This is a genomic window from Brevibacterium gallinarum (genome assembly GCF_014836885.1).
GTDB classification, from domain to species: domain Bacteria; phylum Actinomycetota; class Actinomycetes; order Actinomycetales; family Brevibacteriaceae; genus Brevibacterium; species Brevibacterium gallinarum.
Genome location: NZ_JACSPY010000010.1, coordinates 73689 through 99187 on the forward strand (window position 1 = coordinate 73689; position 25499 = coordinate 99187).

At 68.1% G+C, this 25499-nt stretch carries 23 protein-coding genes; 11 read left to right on the forward strand and 12 right to left on the reverse strand.

The features are described 5' to 3' along the window. The first annotated feature begins 25 nt into the window (after positions 1 to 25). The 3 genes from H9634_RS10700 to deoC are packed head-to-tail and all read left to right on the forward strand — an operon-like array spanning position 26 to position 2494. Entirely contained in the window at positions 26 to 448 is a 423-nt protein-coding gene (locus tag H9634_RS10700; RefSeq protein WP_191726642.1) for a cytidine deaminase, read from the forward strand. Continuing rightward, a complete protein-coding gene (locus H9634_RS10705) occupies positions 445 to 1764 on the forward strand; it encodes a thymidine phosphorylase (protein ID WP_191726643.1) in 1320 nt (439 codons plus the stop codon). Before H9634_RS10700 ends, H9634_RS10705 begins: the two co-directional genes overlap by 4 nt. 52 nt (positions 1765 to 1816) lie before the next feature. Further along, positions 1817 to 2494 carry a deoxyribose-phosphate aldolase gene (deoC, locus tag H9634_RS10710; protein ID WP_191726644.1) on the forward strand — a complete coding sequence of 226 codons (678 nt, stop codon included), beginning with the start codon at positions 1817 to 1819 and terminating at the stop codon, positions 2492 to 2494. A gap of 159 nt (positions 2495 to 2653) precedes the next feature. Here the strand turns inward: deoC and H9634_RS10715 are convergent, their stop codons facing one another. Next, the gene (locus tag H9634_RS10715; protein WP_191726645.1) at positions 2654 to 4489 is read right to left on the reverse strand and encodes a phospho-sugar mutase; all 1836 of its coding nucleotides are present in this window, start codon (positions 4487 to 4489) and stop codon (positions 2654 to 2656) included. Further along, positions 4489 to 5331: a purine-nucleoside phosphorylase gene (locus H9634_RS10720; protein ID WP_191726646.1), complete on the reverse strand. Its 843-nt coding sequence runs from the start codon at positions 5329 to 5331 to the stop codon at positions 4489 to 4491. Before H9634_RS10720 ends, H9634_RS10715 begins: the two co-directional genes overlap by 1 nt. A gap of 58 nt (positions 5332 to 5389) precedes the next feature. Between H9634_RS10720 and H9634_RS10725 the strand changes: the two genes are divergently transcribed. Then, entirely contained in the window at positions 5390 to 6349 is a 960-nt protein-coding gene (locus H9634_RS10725) for a GNAT family N-acetyltransferase (protein WP_191726647.1), read from the forward strand. Here the strand turns inward: H9634_RS10725 and H9634_RS10730 are convergent. The 8 genes from H9634_RS10730 to H9634_RS10765 form a co-directional block, all read right to left on the reverse strand. Then, complete coding sequence (locus tag H9634_RS10730; protein ID WP_191726648.1) at positions 6325 to 10260, reverse strand: FtsK/SpoIIIE domain-containing protein; 3936 nt, start codon at positions 10258 to 10260, stop codon at positions 6325 to 6327. The genes H9634_RS10725 and H9634_RS10730 overlap by 25 nt on opposite strands. A 133-nt stretch (positions 10261 to 10393) precedes the next feature. Next, on the reverse strand, positions 10394 to 10855 hold the full coding sequence (locus tag H9634_RS10735; RefSeq protein WP_191726649.1) for a pilus assembly protein TadG-related protein: 462 nt from the start codon (positions 10853 to 10855) through the stop codon (positions 10394 to 10396). Further along, positions 10852 to 11301 carry a hypothetical protein gene (locus H9634_RS10740; RefSeq protein ID WP_175294073.1) on the reverse strand — a complete coding sequence of 150 codons (450 nt, stop codon included), beginning with the start codon at positions 11299 to 11301 and terminating at the stop codon, positions 10852 to 10854. Before H9634_RS10740 ends, H9634_RS10735 begins: the two co-directional genes overlap by 4 nt. 11 nt (positions 11302 to 11312) lie before the next feature. Next, positions 11313 to 11765, reverse strand: coding sequence for a TadE family protein (locus tag H9634_RS10745; RefSeq protein WP_404801686.1), 453 nt, complete (start codon positions 11763 to 11765; stop codon positions 11313 to 11315). After that, complete coding sequence (locus tag H9634_RS10750; protein ID WP_404801687.1) at positions 11762 to 12058, reverse strand: hypothetical protein; 297 nt, start codon at positions 12056 to 12058, stop codon at positions 11762 to 11764. Before H9634_RS10750 ends, H9634_RS10745 begins: the two co-directional genes overlap by 4 nt. Positions 12059 to 12178: 120 nt before the next feature. Beyond that, a complete protein-coding gene (locus tag H9634_RS10755; protein WP_318245084.1) occupies positions 12179 to 13156 on the reverse strand; it encodes a type II secretion system F family protein in 978 nt (325 codons plus the stop codon). 12 nt (positions 13157 to 13168) lie between these two features. Next, positions 13169 to 14041 carry a type II secretion system F family protein gene (locus H9634_RS10760; RefSeq protein ID WP_191726650.1) on the reverse strand — a complete coding sequence of 291 codons (873 nt, stop codon included), beginning with the start codon at positions 14039 to 14041 and terminating at the stop codon, positions 13169 to 13171. Between the two features lie 6 nt (positions 14042 to 14047). Then, positions 14048 to 15274: a CpaF family protein gene (locus H9634_RS10765; RefSeq protein WP_191726651.1), complete on the reverse strand. Its 1227-nt coding sequence runs from the start codon at positions 15272 to 15274 to the stop codon at positions 14048 to 14050. A 174-nt stretch (positions 15275 to 15448) separates the two neighbouring features. Between H9634_RS10765 and H9634_RS15005 the strand changes: the two genes are divergently transcribed. Continuing rightward, the gene (locus H9634_RS15005; RefSeq protein ID WP_191726652.1) at positions 15449 to 15811 is read left to right on the forward strand and encodes a DUF1707 SHOCT-like domain-containing protein; all 363 of its coding nucleotides are present in this window, start codon (positions 15449 to 15451) and stop codon (positions 15809 to 15811) included. On the opposite strand, the gene H9634_RS10775 is transcribed toward H9634_RS15005, so the two are convergent. Together H9634_RS10775 and H9634_RS10780 are read right to left on the reverse strand one after the other, a co-directional pair. Further along, on the reverse strand, positions 15702 to 16175 hold the full coding sequence (locus H9634_RS10775) for a RidA family protein (RefSeq protein WP_191726653.1): 474 nt from the start codon (positions 16173 to 16175) through the stop codon (positions 15702 to 15704). The two genes, H9634_RS15005 and H9634_RS10775, sit on opposite strands and share 110 nt — an antisense overlap. Positions 16176 to 16339: 164 nt before the next feature. Continuing rightward, positions 16340 to 16798 carry a GNAT family N-acetyltransferase gene (locus H9634_RS10780; RefSeq protein ID WP_191726654.1) on the reverse strand — a complete coding sequence of 153 codons (459 nt, stop codon included), beginning with the start codon at positions 16796 to 16798 and terminating at the stop codon, positions 16340 to 16342. 137 nt (positions 16799 to 16935) lie between these two features. Between H9634_RS10780 and H9634_RS10785 the strand changes: the two genes are divergently transcribed. The 6 genes from H9634_RS10785 (at position 16936) to H9634_RS10810 (ending at position 25141) form a co-directional block, all read left to right on the forward strand. Beyond that, entirely contained in the window at positions 16936 to 18102 is a 1167-nt protein-coding gene (locus tag H9634_RS10785; protein ID WP_191726655.1) for an FAD-dependent oxidoreductase, read from the forward strand. 3 nt (positions 18103 to 18105) lie between these two features. Next, positions 18106 to 20961 carry a DEAD/DEAH box helicase family protein gene (locus H9634_RS10790; protein WP_225210844.1) on the forward strand — a complete coding sequence of 952 codons (2856 nt, stop codon included), beginning with the start codon at positions 18106 to 18108 and terminating at the stop codon, positions 20959 to 20961. 59 nt (positions 20962 to 21020) lie between these two features. Continuing rightward, on the forward strand, positions 21021 to 22151 hold the full coding sequence (prfB, locus tag H9634_RS10795; RefSeq protein ID WP_102162979.1) for a peptide chain release factor 2: 1131 nt from the start codon (positions 21021 to 21023) through the stop codon (positions 22149 to 22151). A gap of 131 nt (positions 22152 to 22282) precedes the next feature. Continuing rightward, complete coding sequence (ftsE, locus tag H9634_RS10800; RefSeq protein ID WP_175294082.1) at positions 22283 to 22972, forward strand: cell division ATP-binding protein FtsE; 690 nt, start codon at positions 22283 to 22285, stop codon at positions 22970 to 22972. Further along, positions 22969 to 23883 (forward strand): permease-like cell division protein FtsX, encoded by a 915-nt coding sequence (ftsX, locus tag H9634_RS10805; RefSeq protein WP_175294083.1) that lies wholly within the window; start codon positions 22969 to 22971, stop codon positions 23881 to 23883. The genes ftsE and ftsX overlap by 4 nt, the downstream gene beginning before the upstream one ends. Positions 23884 to 23893: 10 nt before the next feature. Continuing rightward, positions 23894 to 25141 (forward strand): peptidoglycan DD-metalloendopeptidase family protein, encoded by a 1248-nt coding sequence (locus tag H9634_RS10810; RefSeq protein ID WP_191726656.1) that lies wholly within the window; start codon positions 23894 to 23896, stop codon positions 25139 to 25141. The last annotated feature ends 358 nt before the right edge of the window (positions 25142 to 25499 follow it).

Sequence of the window (25499 nt, forward strand, 5' to 3'; positions counted from 1 at the left end):
GCCCCGGCAGGGAAGGAGGCAGCAGATGCGCGAGTTCGACGCCGAGGTGTGGCAGCAGCTGCATGACGCTGCGACCGCCGCGATGGAGCGTGCCTACGCACCGTACTCCGGCTACCCGGTCGGTGCCGCCGCACTCGTCGACGACGGCCGGATCGTCACCGGCTGCAATGTCGAGAACGCCTCCTACGGCCTCGGCCTGTGCGCCGAATGCGGACTTGTCAGCGAACTCGCCGGCACCGGTGGGGGACGGCTGGTCGCATTTGCCTGCGTCGACGGGAACCGTGACAAGCTGGTGCCGTGCGGGCGCTGCCGCCAGCTGCTCTACGAGTTCGGCGGACCCGACCTCGTCCTCGACATGCCGTCGGGCACGCGGCCGCTGGCAGAGGTCCTGCCCGAGGCGTTCGGCCCGGACCACCTCGACACCACCTCGCGAAAGGACTCCCCATGACTGCGAAGACCACCACGGAAGCCTTTGACGCCGTCGACGTCATCCGCACCAAGCGTGACGGCGGCACACTGTCCGATGACCAGATCGCCTGGATCATCGACGCCTACACTCGCGGCGTCGTCGCCGATGAGCAGATGTCGGCTCTGGCGATGGCGATCTTCCTGCGCGGCATGAGCGATGCGGAGACCGCCCGCTGGACGCAGGCGATGATCGACTCCGGTGAGCGGATGAGCTTCGAGTCGCTGTCCAAGCCCACTGTCGACAAGCACTCCACCGGCGGTGTCGGAGACAAGATCACTCTGCCGCTGGCACCTCTCGTCGCCGTGTTCGATGTCGCCGTCCCGCAGCTCTCCGGCCGCGGCCTCGGCCACACCGGCGGCACGCTGGACAAGCTCGAATCGATCCCCGGCTGGCAGGCCGATATGAGCAACGAGACGCTGCTGGCCCAGCTCGAGGACCTCGGCGCCGTCATCTGCGCCGCTGGCTCCGGCCTCGCTCCGGCGGACAAGAAGCTCTACGCGCTGCGCGACATCACCGCCACCGTCGACTGCCTGCCGCTCATCGCCTCGTCGATCATGTCGAAGAAGATCGCCGAGGGCACCTCCGCCCTCGTCCTCGACGTCAAGGTGGGCTCCGGTGCGTTCATGAAGGACGAAGCCTCCGCCCGCGCGCTGGCCGAGACGATGGTCCGCCTCGGCACCGCAGCCGGCGTCGACTGCACCGCGCTGCTGACCGATATGTCGACCCCGCTCGGCCGCACCGTCGGCAACGCCCTCGAAGTCCGCGAATCCGTTGAGGTGCTCGCCGGCGGCGGGCCCGCCGACGTCGTCGACCTCACCGTCGCCCTGGCTGAGGAGATGCTGCGCATGGCCGGCAAGCCCGATGCCGACGTCCGCGCAGCCCTGGCCGATGGTCGGGCGATGGACAAGTGGAACCAGATGATCCGCGCTCAGGGCGGAGATCCGGAGGCCGCGCTGCCGCAGGCTGCCGAGACCGAGGTGGTGCGCGCGGAGTCTGCCGGTGTGCTCACCGGTCTCGATGCCCTGTCCGTCGGTGTCGCCTCCTGGCGCCTGGGTGCCGGACGTGCCAAGCAGGGCGATGAGCTCTCGCTTGGAGCCGGCATCGAACTGCACGCCAAGCCCGGTGAGGCCGTCACTGCCGGCCAGCCGCTCATGACTCTGCACGCCGACAACCCGGCGCTTTTCGCCCGCGCGCAGGAAGCACTGGCCGAGGCGGTCGAGATCACCCCGGCGGCCGAAGGCGCCGACGCGGAGGCGGCCGCCGGCTCGATCGTCATCGACCGCATCACCGTTTGAACCGAACCACCCCTGACATTCGTTTTGAAAACCCGAACCTGAAGGAGATGCGATGACCGCACGCACCGACGTCGCCCGCATGATCGACCACACCCTGCTCAAGCCCCAGAGCACCGCCGAGGACGTCGCGGCACTCGTCGCCGAAGCCCAGGAGCTCGGCGTGCTCGCGGTGTGCGTCTCACCGAACATGCTGCCGCTGATGAACACCGGCGACCTCGTCGTCGCCACCGTCTGCGGTTTTCCCTCCGGTGCCCACCACGGTGAGGTCAAGGCCGCCGAGGCAGCGCTGTCGGTCCGTCAGGGGGCAGCCGAGGTCGACATGGTCATCAACCTCGGTCTCGCGCTCGCCGGTGACTTCAAGGGTGTCGAGGCTGAGATCCGCGAGGTCGTCAGCGCCTGCGCCGAGTCCAGCCGCGCCACCGGCAACGAGGCGATCGTCAAGGTCATCATCGAATCCGCGGCACTGACCGACGAGCAGATCGTCGCAGCCTGCATGGCCGCCGAGGCCGCAGGTGCCCACTTCGTCAAGACCTCGACTGGCTTCCACCCGGCAGGCGGCGCTTCGGCTCACGCCGTCAAGCTCATGCGCGAGACCGTCGGCGACCGCCTCGGCGTCAAGGCCTCCGGCGGCATCCGCGATGCCGAGGCTGCCCAGCAGATGATCGACGCCGGTGCCTCCCGCCTCGGACTCTCCGGATCGGCTGCCGTGCTCGACGGCTTCGAGAGCTGATCGCTGGGACTGATCGCACGCACTGCGTCGAGAATGCCGAACGCGCCCGGGGAAGACTCCCCGGGCGCGTTCGCGTGCGGCGGTGCTGTGCCGGTGGGCGGCATGCCCGAGTCGCTGGTGGCCGGTGTGCCCGAGTTGCTGGTGGGCGGCGTGCCCGAATCAGAGCCCGAAGAACAGCGTCAGATCCGCCCGCATCTGCTCCAGACGTGCCCGAGCTGCCTCGATCTGCGTGACCTCCCCGACCGCTTCGAGATAGCACTTGAGCTTCGGCTCGGTACCGGACGGGCGGATGATGACCCGGTCACCGGCGGCGGTCAGCAGCATGATCCCGTCTGTCGGCGGCAGCTGCGCTGACCCCTCCGCCAGGTCGATCACGTCGGTGACGTCATAGCCGGCCAGCTGCGCAGGAGCCGCGGCGCGCAGCCGGGCCATCGCCTCGCCGATGAGCGAAGTGTCGGTCAGCCGGAACGTCAGCGGCTGGGTGACGAATGCCCCGTCACGCGTGCGGATGCGCTCGAGCTCATCATCGACGCTGCGGCCCTGCTCGGCCAGCGCCGAGACCAGGGAGGCGAACACGACACCAGCCGAGATGCCGTCCTTGTCGCGCACGACCTGCGGGTCGACGCAGTAGCCCAGCGCCTCCTCATAGCCGAACGCCACACCCGGGACTCGGGAGATCCACTTGAAGCCGGTGAGTGTGGCCGCATGCTCAAGCCCGTGGGACTTCGCAGCCGCAGCCAGCGCGCGGGAGGACACGATCGAATTGGCCAGCACCGCGTCCTGCCGGCTGCAGGCGGCGATGTGCTCGCCGAGCAGCAGACCCACCTCGTCACCGGTCAGCTGCCGCCAGCCGCCAGTGCCTGACTCAGCACCGGCAGCAGGACGCACCGGCACGGCTGCAGACATGCGGTCGGCGTCCGGGTCGTTGGCGATGATGAGATCGGCACCGACCTCATCAGCCAGCGCGACCGCGGCATCGAGGGCGCCGTCCTCCTCGGGATTGGGGAAGGTCACCGTCGGGAAGTCCGGGTCCGGCTGCTCCTGCGCGGCCACCGCATGGACATCATCGAAACCAGCGCGTTCGAGTGCCGCGCGCATCGTCGCCCCGCCGACCCCGTGCAGGCTCGTGATGACGATCCGCAGCGGTGCCGTGCGCACCGCACCCAGCCGCTGGCCGAGCGCATCGATCGAGGAGAGATAGTCCTCCACGATCTGCTCCCCGACCGTCTCCCACCCGGACTCGGCACGCGGGGTGCCTGCGACCGTGGCGATCCCGGCGATATGGGCGGCGATGAGGTCATCGAAAGGCGGGACGATCTGCGCACCGGCCCCCGCCTCGGCGGCGGCAGCAGCCTGAGCATCACCCTGCCGCTGAAGCACCACCTGGAGGGGGCGGGCGCCGAGATAGACCTTGTACCCGTTGTCCTGCGGCGGATTGTGGCTGGCAGTCACCATGACCCCGGCATCGGCATCGAGGTGGCCGAGAGCGAAGGCGAGCACCGGTGTCGGCAGCTTGTCCGGCAGCAGCAGTGCCTGCCCACCGGCAGCAGTGACGACGGCAGCGGTGTCGCAGGCGAAATCGGCTGACCCGTAGCGGGCATCGCAGCCGATGACGACCCGGAACCCCTCACCGAGGGTCTCGCGCAGGAACCCGGCGAGCCCAGCAGCTGCGCGGATGACGACCGCCCGGTTCATCCGGTTCGGCCCGCCCCCGAGCGCCCCGCGCAGACCGGCGGTGCCGAAGGTCAGGGGAGCGGCGAACCGGTCCTCAAGCTCGGCGACCGCGGCCGGGTCAGCAGCGCTGCCGTCCGACCCGATCGCGGCCTGCAGCAGCGCGGTCAGCTCCGTGCGGGTCTGCTCATCGGGGTCATCGGCGATCCAGGACTTGACGATATCGGCGTCGAAACCCTCAGTGAACACCGTTGGCGCAGGTGGCTGCGGAGGCTGGGCGGGCTGCGCAGGCTCGGCGGACTGCGGAGGCTGGTCGGTGCTCATCAGCCCTCCTGGGCGATCGCGCCGACGATCTCGGCGAGCAGCCGCGAGATCCGCGGGCCTGCGGCCTTACCGGCGGCGATGACCTCAGAGTGGTCAAGCGGTTCGGCGCTGACACCGGCGGCGAGGTTCGTCACAAGCGAGATGCCGAGGATCTCAAGCCCCGCCTCACGGGCCGCGATCGCCTCGAGCGCCGTCGACATGCCGACGAGATCGGCTCCGAGAACACCGGCCATCTTCACCTCAGCCGGGGTCTCATAGTGGGGCCCGCGGAACTGCGCGTACACACCCTCAGGCAGGTCGGCGTCGATCGAGCGAGCGAGCTCACGCAGCCGGGAGGAGTACAGGTCGGTCAGGTCGACGAACGTCGCACCCTCCAGCGGGGAGGCGGCGGTGAGGTTGATGTGATCGGAGATGAGCACCGGGGTGCCCGGGCCCCATTCCGGGTTGAGTCCGCCGCAGCCGTTGGTGAGCACGAGCGACCGGCAGCCGGCGGCTGCTGCGGTGCGCACACCGTGGGCGACGGCGCGCACACCGCGGTCTTCGTAGAAGTGGGTGCGAGCCCCGAGCACAAGTGCGTGCTTGGCAGCCGCGCCGGAGCCGGTGCCGTTGATGCGCAGGGTGCGCAGGGTGCCGCCGTGACCGGCGACGACAGGGGAGTGGAAGCCGGGCACCTCGGCGGCCGGCACCTCGGAGATGGTCTCGCCGATGAGCTCGGCGGCCTCGCCCCAGCCCGAGCCCAGGACGAGGGCGATGTCGTGGTGGTCGATGCCGGCGGCCTCGTTGATGACGGTGGCTGCCTGCGTGGCGGCGGCGGTAGGATCGCTGATGTGTGAGTCGCTCATGGTCTGAGATTATCAGCGGGGCTCGCCGCCTGCCGGAACAGAGGAAAGGAACGCGCCCGTGCACATCCGACCCTTCACCGACGGTGATGACCTGCGACTCAACGACGTCTTCCACGACGCCGCGAACCCTGCTGAGCATGCCGCGCGCAACCTCTTCCGCGCCGACTCCGAGTCCCCGCTCTCCCGCTGCGTCGTCGCCTCGCTCGGCGACGAGACTCCCGGGGCCGAGGTGCTCATCGGCGCTGCTGCGATCGCCGCCTCCCCAGCACATCCTCGTCGTGCGTGGGCGCATGTCGAGGTCGCTGAGCCCGAACGTCGCCGAGGTGTCGGTGCGGCTCTGCTGCAGGCCGCTCGCGAGGCGGCGGCCGGCACGGATCTGATCGACCTGCCGCTGCGCGGACGGGTGGCCGCCGGTTCTGTCGGTGCAGCGGCTGCCGCGAGTCAGGGTGCCGACCTGCTGTTCACCACGCGGGTCATCACGGTCAAGCCCTCGGCACTCGGTGGGCTGGGCGCTGACCGGCTGGAGGACTTCGAGGTCACCGCCACCGGTTCGGTGGCGCTCACGCAGGCGTTTGCGGCTTGGTATGCGGGCGTCAACGCCGCCGACCCGGCGGCTGAGATGTCGCTCGGCGAGGTCAACCGCCGGTTCCTCTCCGAACCGACCGGCGCCCACGGTGCTGCGCTCATGCGCCGTGACGGCGAGGTCTCGGCGTTCGCGGTCTCCTACCCGCACGAGGACGGCGCCACCGAGCTCACCCTCGCTGCCGCCTATGACGGCAAGATCGGCCTCGCCAACCGGGGTGAGAACGCCGCTGATTTCACCGTCGACCGCAATGATCCCGGCTTCCAGGCCGGCCTCGAGGACACCGGTGCACTGCTGGCCCGCCTGTCGACCGACACCGAGGTCGTCGTCGAGGTCACCGACGAGATGCCGGTCGTCTCCGAGCTCATGGACGGGCTCATCTCCGCAGGGGTCGCCGAGGTGCTCTACACCTACGAGACGATCTCACTTTCCTGACCGGCAGCAGACCGGACGTCGACGGGCAGGGCGAGTGACCCGGAGACGAACCACGCCCAGCCTGCAGGCGGCAGCGGCAGATCCCGCATTCCCAGCGCTGCCAGCTCAGCCGGTTGCCGCAGTCCGAGCAGCAGCTGCGGACCCGTCTTCGTCACGGCACCCAGCGGAGAGCTGTAGGGCAGCTGGGCTGTCAGCGGATAGCTGATCGCTAAGTACTGTGCCGAAGCGGCACGTGCGGCGGCAGCCGGGTCTGCTTCGTGTGCGTCGATGAGCGCCATGACCTCCGGGGACTGACCGTCGGCCGGTGGCTGCGCGAGGTCTGCCAACAGCGGATGGCAGAGTTCTGCTGGGCCGCGGACGGTGAGCGCAGGCCCGTCGACATCCGGGGCCCAGATGATGTCCTCACCGAGTGGTCCCTGCCCGAGGCTGAATGACACCGCTCCGGCCGCGGTACGCTGGAACCCTCCGATATCGCATCCACCGGGCCCGACCGTACTGACCTGGTCTGCCCGGCTCGCTTGGCCCGCCCGGCCTGCCCGGCCCATCTGGCCAATCAGATCAGCCTCGTCCATCTGACCACCGACCGGTGGGTCGGTGTCAGGCTCCACGAACTGAACGGCCACGCCCTCTCGTGCGTTCGCCGGCGCTGGCTGGCTGCGCGCCACCGGCCCGAGCACGACGGCACGACCGGGCGGCCACACACCAGCGAAGCGCCCAGCAGGCAGACCGTAATGGAGTGAGTCCTGGGCATCATTGGTCGGGAAGACGATCCGGGTGGCAGCCCGTGCGGCGATCGGGGAGTGGAGGAACCGGCGACCTGCCACCACGACGAACATCGGCGCTGCCGCCCCTCCGGCGGTCAGCAGCTGCGCGAGCCTGTCCAATCGTCGCGACGTCTCATGCCGGGCTGTCAGTGCCTCGTAGTCATCGATGCACAGGCAGACACCGGCTGGGTTGAAAGCACCGAGGTCGAAGAGCGCGAGCAGATACTCCAGCGTCCACGGGTGATCGTGGCTGAACGTCACAAACTGCGAACCGGCCACAGCGGAGGCGCTGGGCGGTCCGGATGACAGCATGATCACCGACTTCCCGTGCGCTGCAGCCGCCTGCCCGCACCGCAGCAGCACACTCGTCGCTCCTGCGCCGCTGCCGCCGGTGATGATGACGGACCCATCACGGCCAGGGTCGTATCGCCACGGCTCTGAGACCCCGTCATCGGGGAAGTCGAGGATCCCCAGCAGCGCGGGATCTCCGTCATCTGCCGCGCGCACCGGCAGCGGCGGTGGGATGACCGTATGCGGGGCAGGCAAGCGGCGCGCGGCCTCTAGTGAGGCGTCGGCAAGTGCGCTGACGGTCAGCGCCGGCGGCTGCGGTGGTGGCACGAACCGCAGCCGAACACAGCCGGCCGTCACACCTCGCGGCGCTGACGGCCCGTCACCCAGGCGCGTCCACTGCACCTCGCAGTGCTCAGCCTCCCCACCACCGGCACCTGCCGCATCCGTCTGTGCCCCCGCCTCGTCAGCGGTGATGTCGATGGTCGCCGTGCGAAACGGGACCGGCGCACCGCCGTCGCTGAGGAACCCGAGACCCGGCTGCTCGGGTGGGATGGCGGCAGCGTCCTCACATTCGATGACCTCGCGCGAATCGACGCCATCGCGCACCCGCAGCGCGATGCGCAGATTGATATTGGCTTTCATCCGCGGGGTGACGATCCCGGCCGGCCGCTGGGTCGCGAGGACAACGTGGATGCCCAGTGACCGGCCCACCGCTGTCAGCGACTCGAGCACCTCGGTGCCGGCCGGATGCTCGGTGATGAGTGCATGGAACTCGTCGATGATGACGACCAGGCGCGGCAGCGGCTGCACCGGCGTTTTTCTGCCGGCGCCTGAGTTGAACGCTTCGATGTCAGCCGCGCCGTGCTCGGCGAGCAGCCGCTCCCGGCGCAGGATCTCAGCTCCGAGGTTGCGCAGCGTGCGCATCCCGGCCGCCGGGTCGAGGTTGCTCACCACCGCATCGGTGTGAGCGAACGCGGAGAAGGGCGCGAAAGCCGCCCCGCCTTTGAAGTCGATGAGGACGAAGCGCAGCTCGGCGCTGCTGAATCGGGCCGCCAGCGATGCGATCCACGTCTGGAGCAGCACCGACTTGCCGCTGCCTGTCGTACCGGCCAGCAGCGCATGCGGGCCGGAGGCGAACAGGTCGATGAGTGCGGCCCCGCCCGGCCCGCGCCCGAGCGGCACCGCCGACCGGTCACCGGCGGCATCAGCAGTTCCACCGGGGTGCTCCTGCCCGTCGAGCAGTTCGCCGAGCGTGCACTCCTGCTGCCAGTCGGGCAGGGGCGGCTGCCATGCCCGGTTGAGGGCGAGGAACCGTTCGGGGCGCATCCGCGTCGGCTCGATCTCGCCGGTGAGCGGACGGGGGAGGTCTTCGGGGGCCTGTGCCGGAACCTGGAGGCGTGCCGCACCGTCGTCGCTCACACGCAGCAGCCACGTCTCGACGCTGCGGCCCCGGTCGCCGCCTGGCCCGATCTGCACCTCCAGCTGCTGCCCGGCATCTGCTGCTGGCCGGCCGGTCACTTCGACGAATTCCTCCTCGTCGGGCGCCGTCAGGGGCAGTGCCGCCAGCTCCGGACAGACGGTGAGCAGCTGCGCTGTCGTCAGCTGGATGGCGAGACCTCGGCTGGTGAGCTGGGAGAGCAGCGCCCGCAGCACCGCAGCGACCTGCACCAGCGGCCCCTCGACCTGGAGGCGCTGGAGCGTGAGGTCGATGATGACCGGCACGGTGTCAGCCGCCGAGTAGTGGCGCTGCCCGAACTGCGCACCCGCCGACAGGTGCTCATCGAGCTGCCGGCGTTCTGCCAGAGCTAGCGGATCCTCCGTCGCCGAGGCGGTGGTCTCCTGTGCCGTGATGGGAATGTCCCGGACACCGCCGGGCAGCAGCGCGGAACCCAGTCCGATCGTCGTCTCCCCGCCGGTGAGTCTGCGCCGGTGGACGGCATCGAGCGCCTGCTGGTTGGACTCAGCCAAGCGGCGCAGACAGTCCCGCACCGCTGCCCGGTAGTCCCGGCAGGCGCGCAGCACGTCACGCCGGTAGCGGTTCCGGCCGGTGAGGTACATGATCCCGGCGGTGACCGGACCGGAGATGCTGAAGAGCAGGAACATCCACATCTGTGTGAAGACTGCTAAGGCGATGCCGATCGCAATCGGTGCTGCGTACATCAGCCAGGAGGGTGCACGCGGGCGGGCGACGGTGGCGATCCGCGGCCAGCCGACAGGTGCCGTGGTGGTCGACTGACCGGTGTGTGAGAGCGTCTGCGGAGGAATGAGGCGGGCAGCGGTGCTGCCGAACGCCGTCACGGCAGCGGTGGCCGCCAGCGGGATGCTGCGCATACCGCCCGATTCGCTCACCTGGATGCCCGAGGGTGCGTTGTGCAAGGTGAGCAGCTCCCGCGACAGATACGGGTCGGCCAGTGCGATATCGGCCGCAGGCGTCCGTCCCATCGTCCACGCTCCGATCGGCAGCGGGTGCGCGAAACCGGAATCCGGGCCGCTGAGGTATTCGATGATGCCGGTGCGTTCGGCCGGCAGCACCGCGACGGGGGCGAGATGGTCGGCAGCCGGGCCAGGCGGAGGTGCGGCGACCGCATCGTCGCAGGCAGGCTCATCATCGAAGATGACCAAGGTGGCTGCCGCTGCCTGCGCCCAGGTGCGCCACGGGTCGGTGAGCACCGGCGGCGGCTCGGCCCCGCAGGGCACGACGCGCGGCGGGCCGGTCAGGTGGCCCAACCCGACGCGCGGCAGGAAGTCATCGAGGAACGCATCGAGCACCGATTCGGCCGTCGGCCGCCCAGCGGCGACCACGCGCGCACTGTGCAGCGAGAACTCGGCGATGACGTAGACGATTCCACTCGGCATGACAGCACGGTAGGAGCGACGGCACCCTGCCGGTCAGCACGACGAGCATGCTGTGGACGACCGGGCGCGTCCACACCCGTGCGCACGCCAGCCCGCTCAGCTGTCCACAGCCAGCCACCGCCTCGGCGGCGGCTCACCGGTCGAGACGCAGACCGCCACGGGAGGTGGCCGCAGCCTCGAGCGGAATCCCGTCGGGGACGAACGGTGAGAGCGCCACCGGCCGGAACCGCGTCGTGATCGTCACCTCGACAGTCGAATCATCGACCGCCCGCCCGCGCACGCCCACCCGCTGAAACCGCTCAGAGCGCGGCACCTGCCGCAGGTAGTCATGGGCCCGGGCCTGCACCTCGGCGTCGGAGAACTCGATCCGCGGTCCCGAGCCCTGATAGGAGGGCTGGAAGCTGTCAGCGGCGCTGAGCGCAGCCGAGTCCGCCAGCGCGTAGAGCTTGCGCTGGGCGAGGTAGATGTCGCTGATGACAACGGCGAGGAAGATGAGCGCCAGGCCGATCGCGGTGAACCCGATCGCCAGCGGCGTGATTGACCCGTCATCGTCGCCGAACCTGAGTTTCCGGCGCTTCCGGATGCCGGCGTTCATGGCTGTCCGCCTGCCGCGCGGTGCGGGTAGATGACGTCGGAGTGCTCCGCAGTGACCGTCAGGTGCGGGGTGCGCTGCGGGCCGAAGATCGCCGGCACACCGGGGACCGGGATGCGCGCGCGGACGTGCGCGGTGACGATGTCCCCGGCTTCGGTGCACGAGTCCGAGCAGCGGAAGGTCACATCATAGGTGGCGTCCTCGACACCGAAATCGGCGAAGTGCAGCTGCGCCAGCGCCTCTGCCCGGGCCTGCGCGCTGTCGGGGTGCTCGGCCGCCACGCGAGCGGCGTTGATCGCCGTTGTGTTCGTCGCGTAGGACCCGGCCTGCAGGTGCCCGAGGGTGAGGATGAGGTAGATGAGCGGGATCAGCAGCACGACCGAGGCGAAGATGAACTCGATCGGCGCGGTTCCCTCATCGTCGCTCAGCTGCCGGCGCAGCCCAGACATCACCGGCCGCCTCATCCGTCGATGTCCTCAACGAGGGCGCGGCCGCTGAGCTGCCAGGTGCCGGTGGGCCCCAGCAGCCCGATGACCGGCACGGGCGTGGTGACGGTGACGGTGACGATGTCCTCTCCGCCGTGGGTGCTGTAGTCGACGTCGATGCGTTCGGCGTAGCGGCTGCTGACCGCCTCGCTGATGAGCTGCTGCGTCAGTTCGGCTCCTTCCCGTGGCGCGGCATCAGGCAGGGAGGCGAGCCGGGCCCCGGCGACAGCGGAGTCGATGACGGTGTTGCGCACATGCATCGCCAGGCCCAGCTGGATGACGGCGAGGAACACCAGGCTCAGCAGGGCGGCCACCATGACGAACTCTGCGACCGCGACACCGGCGTCGCTGCTTCGACCGAGTCCGCGACTGCGGTGGCTGCTGTGAGAGGCGCCCGGGCGGCTTACAGCTGTGCGGGTCACGCTCACCCGCCTGAGCCGCGCACCTTCGACATCGAGTCTTCGAACATCGACGTGAAGGCATCTCCGGCCAGCGCCCACAGGGCCACCACGAGTCCGGCGGTCATCATCGTGATGAGCACCCAGCCGGGCACGTCGCCGCGATCCGGGCTGGTCTCCCGGCGGCCGCGCTCGGCACGCCCGGGCAGGTAGGCGAAGGGGTCGATCATGAAGGCGACGACGAGCAGGTGCCAGCTGGTCCACCGACAGGTGGGCGCCTCGTCAGGGGAGTGTGTGCGCGGGGTGCGAGTCGGGCTGGTCATGGTTTCTCCTTTCGGTGTGCCGCCGGCAGGCGGCCGGAATCAGGTGCCGCGGCAGTTGCGCGGCCAGGACAGCAGGTAAGCAGGACAGGTTCAGCAGGTCAGCAGGACAGGTTCGGCAGGTCAGTAGGACAGGTTCAGCACCGCCAATGAGGGGAAGATCGCGAACAGGACGGTGATGGGCAGCACGAAGACGACGACGGGAACGAGCATCCCGACTTCCTTCTTGCCGCTGAGCTCCATGAGCTGCCGGCGGCCCTCATCGCGGACGTCTGTGGCCTGGGCGCGCAGCACCTCGGACAGCGGAGTGCCGCGGGCGATCGCTACGGCCATCCCGTCGACGAACTGCGCGATCGACTGGATGCCGGTGCGCTTGCCGAGGTGGTCGAGCGCTTCAACGAGCGGGGTGCCGGTGCGGGCCTCAGCGAGCGTGTAGGCGAGTTCCCGGCTCAGTTCGCCCTCCGTTGCACGGCAGGCGCGGTCGAGCGCATCGACGGTCCCCTCGCCTGCGGTGATGGACAGGGCCAGCAGTTCGGCGATCGTCGGGAACTCCGCCAGGATGCGGGCCTCACGCTGCCGCACGCGGTATGACAGCCACCAGTCGTTGAGCAGATGCCCGGCAACGGCCCCGAAGATGAGGCAGCCGAGGATGATGAATGGGTGCGGCCCCCGGCTCACCGACACGAACGCCGCCAGCAGCGCACCGGCGCCGAACCCGCCGGCGATGAGCAGCAGCTGCTGCGCCCGGAACCGTTCGATCGTCTCCCCGGGCCCGAGGCGGTCGAGACGTGCGGTGATCCCGGCGTTGGTCGTCAGCCGGGAGGTCAGCCACGATCCCGCGCGGTTGAGCCAGGAGGTGAGGATGCCGCGCACGCCGGCATCGGCGGGTTCGGTCTCGGCGAACAGGGCGGCGACCCGCGGCTGATCGCGCAGGTACGGGGCGATGCGGTCAGCGAGGGTGATGCGGTTGAACACCGGCCAGCTGGTGACGAAGAACGCGAGCGACAGACCGAGCACCAGCCCGGTGGCGATGATGACAGCAGGATGGGTCGGATCGATGCGCACCGATCCGAACGGTCCGAAGGGAATCTCAAAAGGCACGGCGCACCGTCCTCATCGCAGCACTCGCGGTTCAGCGGGCAGTCGGCCGATGCGCTTCATGGCGCTGTAGGCGACCAGTGAGACGGCGAGGCCGGCGAGCAGCAGCAGTGTGCCGGTGGCCGAGTTGTACGCCTGGGCGGTCTCCGGCCGGGTGGCCAGCAGGGCGAGGACCACCCAGGGGGCGGCGACGGCGAGCCGGGCGCCGGTGACCGTCCAGCTCTGCCGTGCCTGCATCTCCGCACGGGTGCGGGAGTCATCGCGCAGGAACTGGCTGAGCGTCTTGAGCATCGTGCCCAGATCGGTGCCGCCGACTTCGCGGGTGACGGCCAGTGCGGCGACGATCCGGTCGGCGACCGGGTCGGCGCAGGCGGACTTGAAGGCGGTGAGCGCCATGGAGAACGACCCGGTCGCCCGGTACTCCTCAGCGAAGACCGCGAACAGCGGACGCAGCGGCTCGGGTCCGCGCTGAGCGAGCCCGCCGAGCGCCTCGGGCAGGGCGAGACCGGCACGCACACCGGAATTGAGGTGGTCGATCGCCTCCGGCCACAGCGCCCGGCGGGCGACAGTGCGCGAACGCGCCCGGTGCCGCACCGCGTAGGACGGCACGAGTGCGGCGAAGAAGGCGAAGCAGCCGGCGATCGCGATGGCGTTCGTGACCGCATAGGCGAAGAGGAACACGATCCCGGCAGCCCCCAGCCCGCCGAGCACGAGGTGGTAGGGCCGCAGCCGGGGCAGGCCGGCGGTGGTGAGCATGTCCTGGGCGTCGCGGATGAAGCGCGGCGGCTCGGTCTGTCGTGGCGGGGACTCCCAGCACGACCACCAGATGAGGAACAGCCCGATCCCGATGCCCAGCCCGCACAGCGCTCCGCTCAGCGACGTCGTCATGGTCGATCACGCCGCCTCGAGCACGGTGTGGATGTCATGGCCGAGCTGGGCGAACCGCTCGCCGAGGTGGGTGTAGCCGCGCCCGCGCACCAGCCGCCGGTCCGCGGTGGAGGTGAAGACGGTTTCGAGTTCGATGACCTCACCTTCGATGCCGCCGGGAACTGCGACGATCTCCTCGACGCGGCGCTGCCCGCTGCGGTCGAGGCGCATGTGGACGACGAGGTCGACGCAGCTGGCCACGGTCGGGGTGACGAACGTCGAACCGATGTTCGGGCCGGCCAGAAGCGGCAGGGTGCACAGCTTCGTCACCGCTGCGCGTGCGGAGTTCGCGTGGATCGAGCCCATCGACGGCAGCCCTGAGTTCATCGCCACGAGCAGGTCGAAGCTCTCGGCCTCGCGCACCTCGCCGACGATGACGCGGTCCGGCCGCATCCGCAGCGCCTCCTTGACCAGGTTGCGCAGCGTCACCTCGCCGGTGCCCTCCAGGGACGCCTGCCGGCACTGCATCGGCACCCAGTCGCGGGAGGGAACCGAGAGCTCGAAGACCTCCTCGCACGTCACCACCCGGTCGCGGACGGGGATCGCGCCGGTGAGTGCGTTGAGCATCGTCGTCTTGCCCGCCTGGGTGGCGCCGGAGACGAGCACATTGGCACCGGCGGCCACGGCGATGGAGAGGAACTGCGCCGCCGCCGAGGTGAGGGTCCCGAGTGCGACGAGGTCGCCGAGGTTGCGGGTGCGGGTGATGAACTTGCGGATGTTGATCGCCGGATGCTTGCGGGTGATGTCCGGCAGTACGACGTGCAGCCGCGAACCGTCGGGCAGCGAGGCGTCGACGAAGGGGCTGGAGAGATCGACCCGCCGGCCGGTGGTGCGCAGCATCCGCTCGATGAGCTCGTCGACATCGGCGGCGCTCAGCACGGTCGTGGTCAGCTCGCTGACGCCGCGCCGGCTGACGAAGATCTCGCTCGGCGAATTCAGCCAGATCTCTTCGACTTCAGGGTCGTCGAGGTACTGCTGCAGCGGCCCGAAGCCTGAGACCTGGTCGAAGATCTCCCGGCAGGTCTGTTCGACGTCGGCAAGCAGAGGAAGGGAGCCTGCCAGCGTCCGCTCGTCGTAGTCGTGGACGGCCTGCACGACGAGCTCTCGGGTCGGAGCCGGTTCGGTGCGCGGGTCGATGCCGCGTCTGCGGATCTCCTCGCGCACCTCTGCGGCGATGATCTCAGCTGCGTTCATCTGGGGTGCCTTCGCTGTTCGAGGGGTCTCTCATGTGTCGTGAAACACATAAGAATGTGATTCAAATTATCGGGTGTCTCCCAGCCTTTCAAGAGGTTGCGCGCAAACTGTGGATGGAAGGCACGACCGGCATCCCCGCCGTCACTGCCTCGGCACCCGGGCTGACGTGGCAGGATGGGTCCGCGAATCACAGGTGAAGATCCGGTCGCAGGAATCCGGATCGGGCATGCCGAGCGTGAGGCGGTCATCGACACCCTCCGCGATGCCGCCGCTGACGGCCGCCTCACCTTCGATGAACTCAATGAGCGCATCGGACGCGCCGCGGAGGCCCGCGTCTTCGGTGACCTCGACGCACTCGTCGCCGATCTTCCGGTTCCGCGGCCGTCTGATCAGCTGCGCCCCCCTCAGCGCCCGCGCACCGAGCACTTCAGCGCAGCTCTGCGACGCACTCCACTTCGACGCAGATGTCGAACGGCAGCTCGGCCACCCCGATGGCCGCCCGCGCATGCGGGATGCTCTCCGGCCACAGTTCGTTGATGAGGGAGGAGAACCCGTCGATGACCGGCGGCAGGTCGATGAATCCCGGTGCGCAGTTGACGTACCCGTTGACCTTGGCGAACCCGGCGACCGCCGAGAGGGAACCGCAGTGCGCCTCCAGCGAGGACAGTGCATTCAGACACGTGAGATAGGCGGCATGCCGCGCCTGCGCGAGGCTGACATCGCGGCCGACCTTGCCGGTGACAGGAACACCCTCCGGCGCATTCGTCGGGCCCATCCCGGAGAGGAATACCAGGTTCCCTACCTGCCGGACAGGACTGTACTGACCTGCTGGTGACAGCGGCGGCGGCAGTGTGATCCCCTTCTGCCGCAGCACCTCAGCCGGATCTGTCGCAGATGTCATCAGTACTCCCTGTTCTCAACCTCTTTGCAACGCACACCCGACGCGCGTATGCCCGTGCTCCTCATCCCATCGTGTCACCGCCGCCGCACGCTGGCCATGAGAGGCTCCCACGATGAGTCTGAGGAATCAGAAGGCGTGGCTGTAGTTTCGCCTGCGCAAGTGGGTCATGTCAGACCGAACATGAGTTCAGGCAGCGTGCGGCCTGGAATCGACCCGCTCGGTGCTTCGCCGATCCGAATTGCTCCATGATGCGCATAGAACGGTTCGGCTCCGGGGTCGGCGTGAAGTGTCAGCGACGTGAAGCCTCGATTTCGTGCAACTTTCAACACGTGCTGGAGCAGCCCTCCGCCGACCCCACGGCCCATTGCGCCGACGTCGACGAACAGCGCCTCCAAATCACCGTCGGGCGGCGTTCCGTCAAGCGCTGCAAAACCCAGAATTTGGCCGTCCTGTTCGGCGACGAAGACGTCGCCCGAGCCGCACTTCTCAGCTGTATACGTCAGTTCATCTCGACACAGTTCGAGGAAGTCCGCGCTGTAGTCCCAGTGACCTTTCGACCGCAGCGCCAGAGCAGACAGAGCCGAGGCCTCATCGGGCCGCGCGAACCGGATGGCGAAGGTCACCCACGTGAGTCTACAGGGGCAAGGATCTGGGACTCTCCTCTGGACATATGCGCATGCGTTCGCACAAGATGGGACACAGGCCTGTGGCTTCGGCTGCCGGCCCGCATCGTGACTGGTCACCAGCAAGGAGGCCCCGCGTGGATTCCGCCGAGTACGTCGTCATCGGAGCCGGGCTCGTCGGAGCATCGATCGCCCGCAGCCTCGCCTGCCGCGGCCGCGAGGTCATCGTCGTCGACCAGCACGACCCCGCCGGCCCGCGCGGCAGCTCCCACGGCTCGGCCCGCATCCTGCGCATCACCTACCCTGAGGCCTTCTACTCCGACATGGCGCTGCGCGCCCGCCGCCTGTTCGACGAACTCGCCGCCGAAACCGGCCACCAGCTCATCACCGCCACCGGCACCCTCGACCACGGCGACGTCCGTCAGCCCGAACGCCTCGCCGCGGTCCTCACCGACTCAGGCGTCGACCACGAGCTCTTCTCCGCTGAGGCGGCGATGGAGCGCTGGCCGCAGTTCCGCTTCGACGGACCCGTCCTCTTCCACCGCGACGCCGGCGTCATCGACGCGGAGGCAGCCGTCGCCGCCTCACTCGAATCCGCGCTCGCCCACGGCGCACAGCTGCGCACCCAATGGCAGGTCGACAACGGCTCCCGCACCCGAGGCGGGCCTGCGGCAGGTGCCAACCTCACCCTCACCTCGGCGACGGGGGAGCAGCTGGCGGCCAGACACGTCATCGTCGCCGCCGGCGGCTGGCTGCCCGGCCTCTGCGCGCGGCTGCCGATCTGCGATCGCGCGCAGAGCGCGCTCAACCGGGTCACCGTCCGCCAAGAGCAGGTCTACCACTTCCCCATCGCAGCGGGGATGCCGGCCGACTGGCCGACGTTCATCCACAAGGATGCTGCGATGCAGGCCTACGGGCTGCCCGGCGGCCGCGACAGCGCCTACACCGACGCGACTGGAGCCACCCGGCTGGGCATCAAGCTCGCCGAGTTCAACGGCGGGCAGGTGATCGGCGATGCCGAGGAGCAGACCGGACGGCTGGACGAAGCCGGCCAGGCACGCATGATCGACTTCGTCAGCGACCGCATCCCCGGCCTCGTGGCCGAGCCGTACGCCGAGGCGACCTGCCTGTTCACCTCAACACCTGACCAGGACTTCATCATCGACACCGCCGAGGACATCACGATCGTCTCCGCCTGCTCCGGCCACGGCGCCAAGCTCGCCCCAGCCACCGGCGAGGCGGTCGCCGCAGCACTGGTCGAAGGCACCGCGCTGCCGGAGCGCTTCGCCTTCGTCCGGGACTGAGCGATGACACACGCACCACGGCTGTACGGCGAGACGCGTGCGCGTAGAGTGGCCCCGGGCATCTCGACGGGAGGGGAGATGATGACGGCAGGAGCTCTGCCGCCTCTGCGCCGGCACCAGCGGGGAGCGCTCGCCGCTCTCGCCGCCGCGAGCGCTGCTGGTCAACGCCGGTCGTGGATCGTCCTGCCTCCCGGTGCCGGCAAGACACGCGTCGGGGTCGAGCACGCTCAGACGCTGCTGGCCCAGCACACCGTTGACACCGTGGTCGCCTTCGGTCCCAACACCGCGATCCAAGGCCAGTGGGCCCATGCGTGGAACGGTCGCGGCGATGACGATTTCGGCGCCGCCGGCACGGACCGGGGGCTGCACGCGACATTCACTGCGCTGACCTATCAGTCACTGGCTGTGTTCGATGACGAGCGCAGCATGGGCAGCCTGCTCGAAGAGCTCGCGCCGGGCGGCAGGGCGCTCGTCGACCGGATCGCAGCTGCCGGCTCGGTGCTGCTCATCCTCGATGAGTGCCATCACCTGCTCGACGTGTGGGGTTCGCTGCTGGCTGAGCTGCTCGACATGCTTCCCGAGGTGTGGGTGCTCGGGCTGACCGCCACACCTCCGGCGACGATGACGCGACAGCAGAACGAGCTGGTGGACAGTCTCTTCTCCGAGGTTCGCTACGCAGCCTCGATCCCGGCTGCGGTCAAGGAAGGCGATCTGGCGCCCTTCGCCGACCTCGTCTGGCTGACAACCCCAACCCGCGAAGAAGCGGACTGGCTGGCAGCGACCAGCGTCCACTTCGACGAATTCATCACCAGCATCCTCAGCCTCGGCCACACCCATCGCAGTTCGGGATTCCTCACATGGGCCGATCAGCGGTTCCTCGGCACGCGCGCTGAAACAGTCAGCTGGACGGACCTCAGCAAGGCCGCTCCCGAACTGGCCGACGCCGCTCTGCGCCTCCACCACGCGGGACTGCTGGGTCTTCCCCCGGGTGCCAGAGTTGGCGAACAGCATCGCCGGGACCCCGACATCGACGACTGGATGAGGCTGGTCGACGATTGGATGCGCAACAGCCTGCGCGTCTCCGGTCACGCCGGTGATGCGGCCAACGCCGAGGCGATCCGCCGCGCGCTGCCGGCCCTCGGCTACCGGTGGACCCGGCACGGCATCCGTGCCGGTCGCTCGCCGGCCGACCGGGTCATCGCCCGCTCGGCTGCCAAGCCGCAGGCGTGTGCCGACATCATCGCCATTGAAGCAGCTGAGCTGTCCGAGCGTCTGCGGATGCTCATCCTGTGTGACTTCGAATCCGCCACCGCGCGATTGTCTGCTGACGTCAGCGCCGTGCTGAGCGAACAATCCGGTTCTGCACTCCTCGTCCTCGAAACGCTCATCGCCGATCCGCGCACTGAGCCGCTGCGCCCGCTGCTGGTGTCCGGGCGCACGGTCGCCGGCGCTGCCGGTGTGCTGTCCGACCTTCACGCGTGGATCGCCGAGAGCGACACAGCTCTGGCGTCACGGCTGGCCATGAGCGAGCCGTCGAACGGGGTCAGCCGCCTCGAAGGAGGCTGGACCGCCCGCACCTGGCTGCCGCTCATCACCGAGTACTTCAGCCGCGGGCATGCTCAGATCCTCATCGGCACCCGGGGGCTGCTCGGCGAGGGCTGGGACGCCCCAGCGGCCACCGGGATCATCGACCTGTCCACCGCGACCACTCCGACAGCAGTCACGCAGACCCGCGGACGTGCGCTGCGAAAGGACCCCGCATGGCCGGAGAAGGTGGCACTCAACTGGACTGTCGTCTGCTCCAGCTCGAACCACCCGCGCGGAGACCAGGACTGGATCCGACTCGTCCGCAAACACGACGGCTTCTTCGGCACTGATGCAGACGGAGACGTCGTTGACGGCGTCGCCCATATCGATCCGTCGTTCTCCGCCTTCGAACCTCCCGCCGACGCGATGTTCGACGAGATCAACGCTCGTATGATCACGCGAGCTCAGGCGCGGTCTGAGGTGGCCCAGCGCTGGAACGTCGGCGGAGAGTATCGGGACGAGCCGATCAGGACGGTGCGCATCGTCTCCGCGCTCGATGCCGGGAACCGACCGAACAGCGACGCTTCGGGCATCAACGCCATCACCGTGTCGCCTCGTCACCGTTCCGGCGACCCCGGGAACCTGGTGCCATTCCGCCTCGGCTTCGGAGCCCTGAGCGCATGGAGCGGCATCGGGTTGCTTGCCGCTGTCGGCGCGGTCGCGAGCAGTGGTCTGCTCGCCGCAGCGCTGAGTGTCATCGCTGCACTCACACTCGCCAGCCTGCCGGTGACGTTGTCTGTCGCTGGACATCGGCGCCGGCGTCTGTATGGGCGTGCACCGACTGTCGCTGAGATCGCTGGAGCAATCGCCGATGCTCTGCACGACACAGGTGCAAGCTCCGCAGGTGCGGACGCGGTGCGTGTGAGCATCGATGCCTGCGGGGACCAGCGGATCCATCTCGACGCCGATCCTGGATCAGCTGAGGTCTTCGCGCTTGCCCTCGACGAGGCCGTCTCGCCGATCTCAGATCCGCGCTACCTGATTCCCAGCTGGCATCTGGAACCGCGGCGTCCAGGGCTGCGTGGGCTCTGGGAGGATCTGCGCTCCGGGGCCGGAAGGGCACATGAACACACACCGGTGTGGCATCCCGTGCCGGCAGTGCTGGGAGCGAACCGATCCCGGGCAGAGGCCTATGCACAAGCGTGGGAGATGTGGGTCGGAGGCGGGGCACCGGTCTACACTCGCAGTCCTGAGGGAGCCGGCATCCTCACCGCGGTACGCTCCCACGCGCCGCTGGAGCTGACGACGGTGCTGCGCACGGCGTGGCGCTGAAGCAGCAACCGGGTGAGCCACCGCGGCCGCAGGCATCATGCACTACGCTAGGGAGCACTATGGCCATTGACTTTTCTTCCGAGATCGCTGCCCTCAAACAGACCTACGCCTCGATCCGCGATGTCTCCGACATCGACCAGCTGCGCTCCGAGGTCGCGGAGCTGACCGAGGCTGCGGCGGCACCGGACCTGTGGGACAACCCGGATGAGGCACAGCAGGTGACCTCGAAGCTGTCCCACCGGCAGGGGCACCTGGAGAAGCTCGAGAAGTTCGATTCCCGCATCGAGGACGTCGAGCTGCTCGTCTCGATGGCCGAGGACGAAGACGACGCCGACACCCTTGCCGAGGCCGAAGACGAGATCGGCAAGCTGCGCCGCGAACTCGACTCCCTGGAGATCGCCACGCTGCTCTCGGGCGAATACGACGAGCGCGCCGCGGTCATCACCGTCCGCTCCGGCGCCGGCGGCGACGACGCCACCGACTTCGCCCAGACCCTGACCCGCATGTACATCCGCTGGGCTGAGAGCAAGGACTACAGCGTCCAGGAACTCGACACCTCGTATGCGGAAGGCGCCGGCGTGAAGTCGGCGACCATCCAGATCAACGCCCCGTACGCCTACGGCACGCTCTCGGTCGAGGCCGGAACGCACCGGCTCGTGCGCATCAGCCCCTTCGACTCGAACGCCCGCCGCCACACCTCGTTCGCCGCCGTCGAAGTCATCCCGCTCATTGAGGCGACCGACCACATCGAGATCGACGAGAACGACCTGCGCATCGACGTCTACCGTTCCTCAGGCCCTGGCGGCCAGTCGGTCAACACGACTGACTCGGCGGTGCGCATCACCCACGTGCCGACCGGCACCGTGGTGAGCATGCAGAACGAGAAGTCCCAGATCCAGAACCGTGCCGCTGCGATGCGCGTTCTGCAGTCCCGCCTGCTGCAGCTCAAGCACGAGGAGGAGGAGCGGGAGAAGAAGAACCTCGCCGGTGACATCAAGGCCAGCTGGGGCGATCAGATGCGCTCGTACGTCACCCACCCGTACCAGATGGTCAAGGATCTGCGGACCGGGCACGAGGAGTCCAACCCGCCTGCCGTCTTCGACGGCGACATCGACGCGTTCCTCGAAGCCGGTATCCGCTGGCGCAAGGAGCAGCAGAAAGCTGCCGAAGCCGAGGCGGAACTCGCCTGATCTGACCGGTCACCGCAGGCGATCTCACACCGAACCGTGAGCGACTCGCCAGATGAGGTGCGCGCATTGGCCGGTGGAAGTTCGTACAGTGGGAACGATTGCCACTGTCCCTCTGCGATTGCGAACCTCATTTGATCACCTTCGAATCGGTCACCAAAGTCTACGATTCCAAGGCTCAGCCAGCCCTGAACGACATCTCCTTCACCGCTGAGGCCGGCGATTTCGTCTTCCTCGTCGGCGCCTCGGGCTCGGGGAAATCGACCGTCATCCGCCTGGTGCTGCGCGAAGAGGTGCCCACCAGCGGGCGGATCCGGGTGGCGGGGAAGTCCGTCGTCAAGATGCCCTCATGGCGCGTGCCGTATCTGCGCCGCAATATCGGCACCGTGTTTCAGGACTTCCGGCTGCTGCCGAACAAGACCGTCTTCGACAACGTCGCATTCACCCTCCACGTCATCGGCAAGACCAGGGCTGCGATCTCGACTCTGGTGCCCGATGTGCTTGAAACCGTCGGATTGGAGGGCAAGCACAAGCGCTATCCGCACGAGCTCTCCGGCGGTGAGCAGCAGCGCGTGGCCATCGCCCGCGCAGTGGTCAACAAGCCGGCGATCCTCCTCGCCGACGAGCCGACCGGCAATCTCGACCCGATCACCGGCGACGAGATCATGGAAGTCCTCCAGCGCATCAACCGCGCCGGCACCACCGTGCTCATGGCCACCCACGACGGTGACATCGTCAACCGGATGAATCGCCGCGTCATCGAACTGAGCAACGGCCGGATCGTCCGTGATGACGAGCACGGCAGCTACGGGGTGAGCGCATGAGATTCTCCTTCATCCTCTCCGAGACGTGGAACGGCCTGCGCCGGAACATGTCGATGGTCGTCTCGGTCATCCTCGTCACGTTCGTCTCCCTGCTCTTCGTCGGTGCTGCCGCACTGCTGCAGATGCAGATCTCGGGCATGAAGGACTACTGGTACGACCGTGTGCAGGTGGCGATCTTCTTGTGCCCGCCTGATTCCGAGGCACCGACCTGTGCGACCGGCGAGGCGACGGCCGAGCAGAAGCAGCAGATCGAGACGGCCCTCGAAGGTGCTGACCTGAGCCCGTATGTCGAAGACGTCATCTTCGAGGACAAGGCGATGGCCTACAAGCTCTTCCAGGAGCAGTTCGAGGGCACCTCGCTCGAGGGCTCCATCCCCGAAGACCAGATGCAGGAGTCGTATCGAGTCAAGCTTGCTGACGCTGAGCAGTACGAGATCATCAACGAGTACTTCTCCGCCACGCCCGGTGTTGAGGAAGTCGTCGACCAGAACCAGCTGCTCGATCAGCTGTTCTCGGTCATGAACGTGATGACAGCGATCGCGATCGGCATCGCTGGGATCATGCTGCTGTGCGCTGTCCTCCTCATCGCCACGACGATCCGGCTCTCAGCGTTCTCCAGACGCAGAGAGACCGGCATCATGCGCTTGGTCGGCGCGTCGAACATGTTCATCCAGCTGCCGTTCGTGCTCGAAGGCGTGATCGCTGCGGCGATCGGATCCCTGTTGGCAGCCTTGGGATTGGCTGTGATCGTGCACTTCGGGATCACTGGTTGGCTACAATCGCAATTGGCGAGCTTCGACCTGGTCTCAGTCGCCGACGTCGTTCTCATCGCACCGTTCCTGGTGCTGGTGGGCGTGCTCATGGCTGGGCTGTCCTCGCTCGTGACACTGCGCCGGTACATGAAGGTCTGAGTGGGAACAGATGCTGAAGACGAACGGACGGATCCTTCCCGCGCTGCTGCTGGCAGCGATCGCCATGTTCCTCACCCTGCTGATGCCGCTGACCTCAGCAGTGGCGAATCCCAAAGAGCAGAAGAACCGAATCGACAAGCGCGTCGAGGAGCTGCAGAAGGAGTTCCGCGACCTCGACGATGACCTCGCCCGCACCATCGCAGAGAAGGAAGCAGCCGAAGAGGAGATGCCCGGGGCTGAGGAAGCCCTCGGCCAGGCGCAGGAAGAACTCGAGGACGCACAGCGCGAAGACGAAGAACTCGGCGCCCGCCTGACGTCTGCCGAGAACGCCCAGTCGAGCCTGCAGGATGACATCAACAAAGGCGAAGCCGATCTGGACAGGAAGCAGAAGTCGGTGACGAAGATCGCCCGCCAGGCGTACCAGAACTCCGGAGTCACCTCCGATGTGGCGATGCTGCTGCAGATGGCCAGCACGCAGAACGGTGCTTCGGGAGCGACGCGCGTCGACTCGGCAGTGCGCGCGCAGCAGCGCAGCATCACCCAGCTGTCTGAGCAGCGCTCGCTCAACATGAACAACAAGGACCGCCTCGATGCAGTCACCGAGGAGATCGCAGAACTGAAGGAAGAGGCTGCGAAGGTGGTGCTGCGCAAGGAAGCCGCAGAGCGCGACGCGAAGCAGAAGCGCGATGACCTGGACACGCTCATCACCACGAAGGATGAGGCTTCCAAGCGCATCGAGGACAGCCGTGATGAGGCTGAGCGGCAGCTTGAGGAGCAGCAGGCAGAGCAGGACCGGCTTGCCAAGGAAGTCGAGAAGTGGGAGAAGGAGCAGGAGAAGAAGGGCCTGCCCACCGGCAACGGCGACCTCATCAACCCGGCACAGGGATACCCGATCACCTCACCGTTCGGCTACCGCATCCACCCGATCTCCAAGCGGCGCAAACTGCATACCGGCACCGACTTCGGCATGGGCTGCGGCTCGCCGGTGCGCGCATCCGGTGATGGTGTCGTCGTCTCAGCCGGCTGGGCCGGAGGCTACGGCAACCGGGTCGTGATCTCCCACGGCAAGATGAAGGGCTCCAAGATCGCCTCAACCTACAGCCACAACTCCAGTCTCAAGGTGCGGTCCGGCACGCGGGTCAAGCAGGGGCAGGTCATCGCCTCCTCCGGCACGACCGGTGCTTCAACCGGCTGCCACCTGCACTTCGAGATCATGCAGAACGGCTCGTACGTCAACCCGATGCCCTGGATCAGCTGATCCGGCCACAGGGTGTGGTCGAACCGGCAGTCGGCCCAGCCACACCCGAAGGGGCCACGTGTTTCACTGTGCGGTTATCAGACAACAATCGCTCAGCCGCTGTCCTATACAGCTGCGACCATGGCTGACACCGGCTGTGTCGGTGTGCAGGTGCAGGTGCAGCTGCAGGCGTGAGGGCGGCGAGGTTCTCACGACGGGTGTGCCTCTTCAGGGGAGAAGAGCCCGTCGTTCACGTCGTCGTGTGAGCCTGGGGAGCCCGATTGGGACTGAGCGCTGCCGGACGCGGTGCTGGCGATGAGTTCGGCATGCCGTCGGTGCAGCACAGACCCCGGTGGATGGGTCCTTGCTGTTGTGCCTC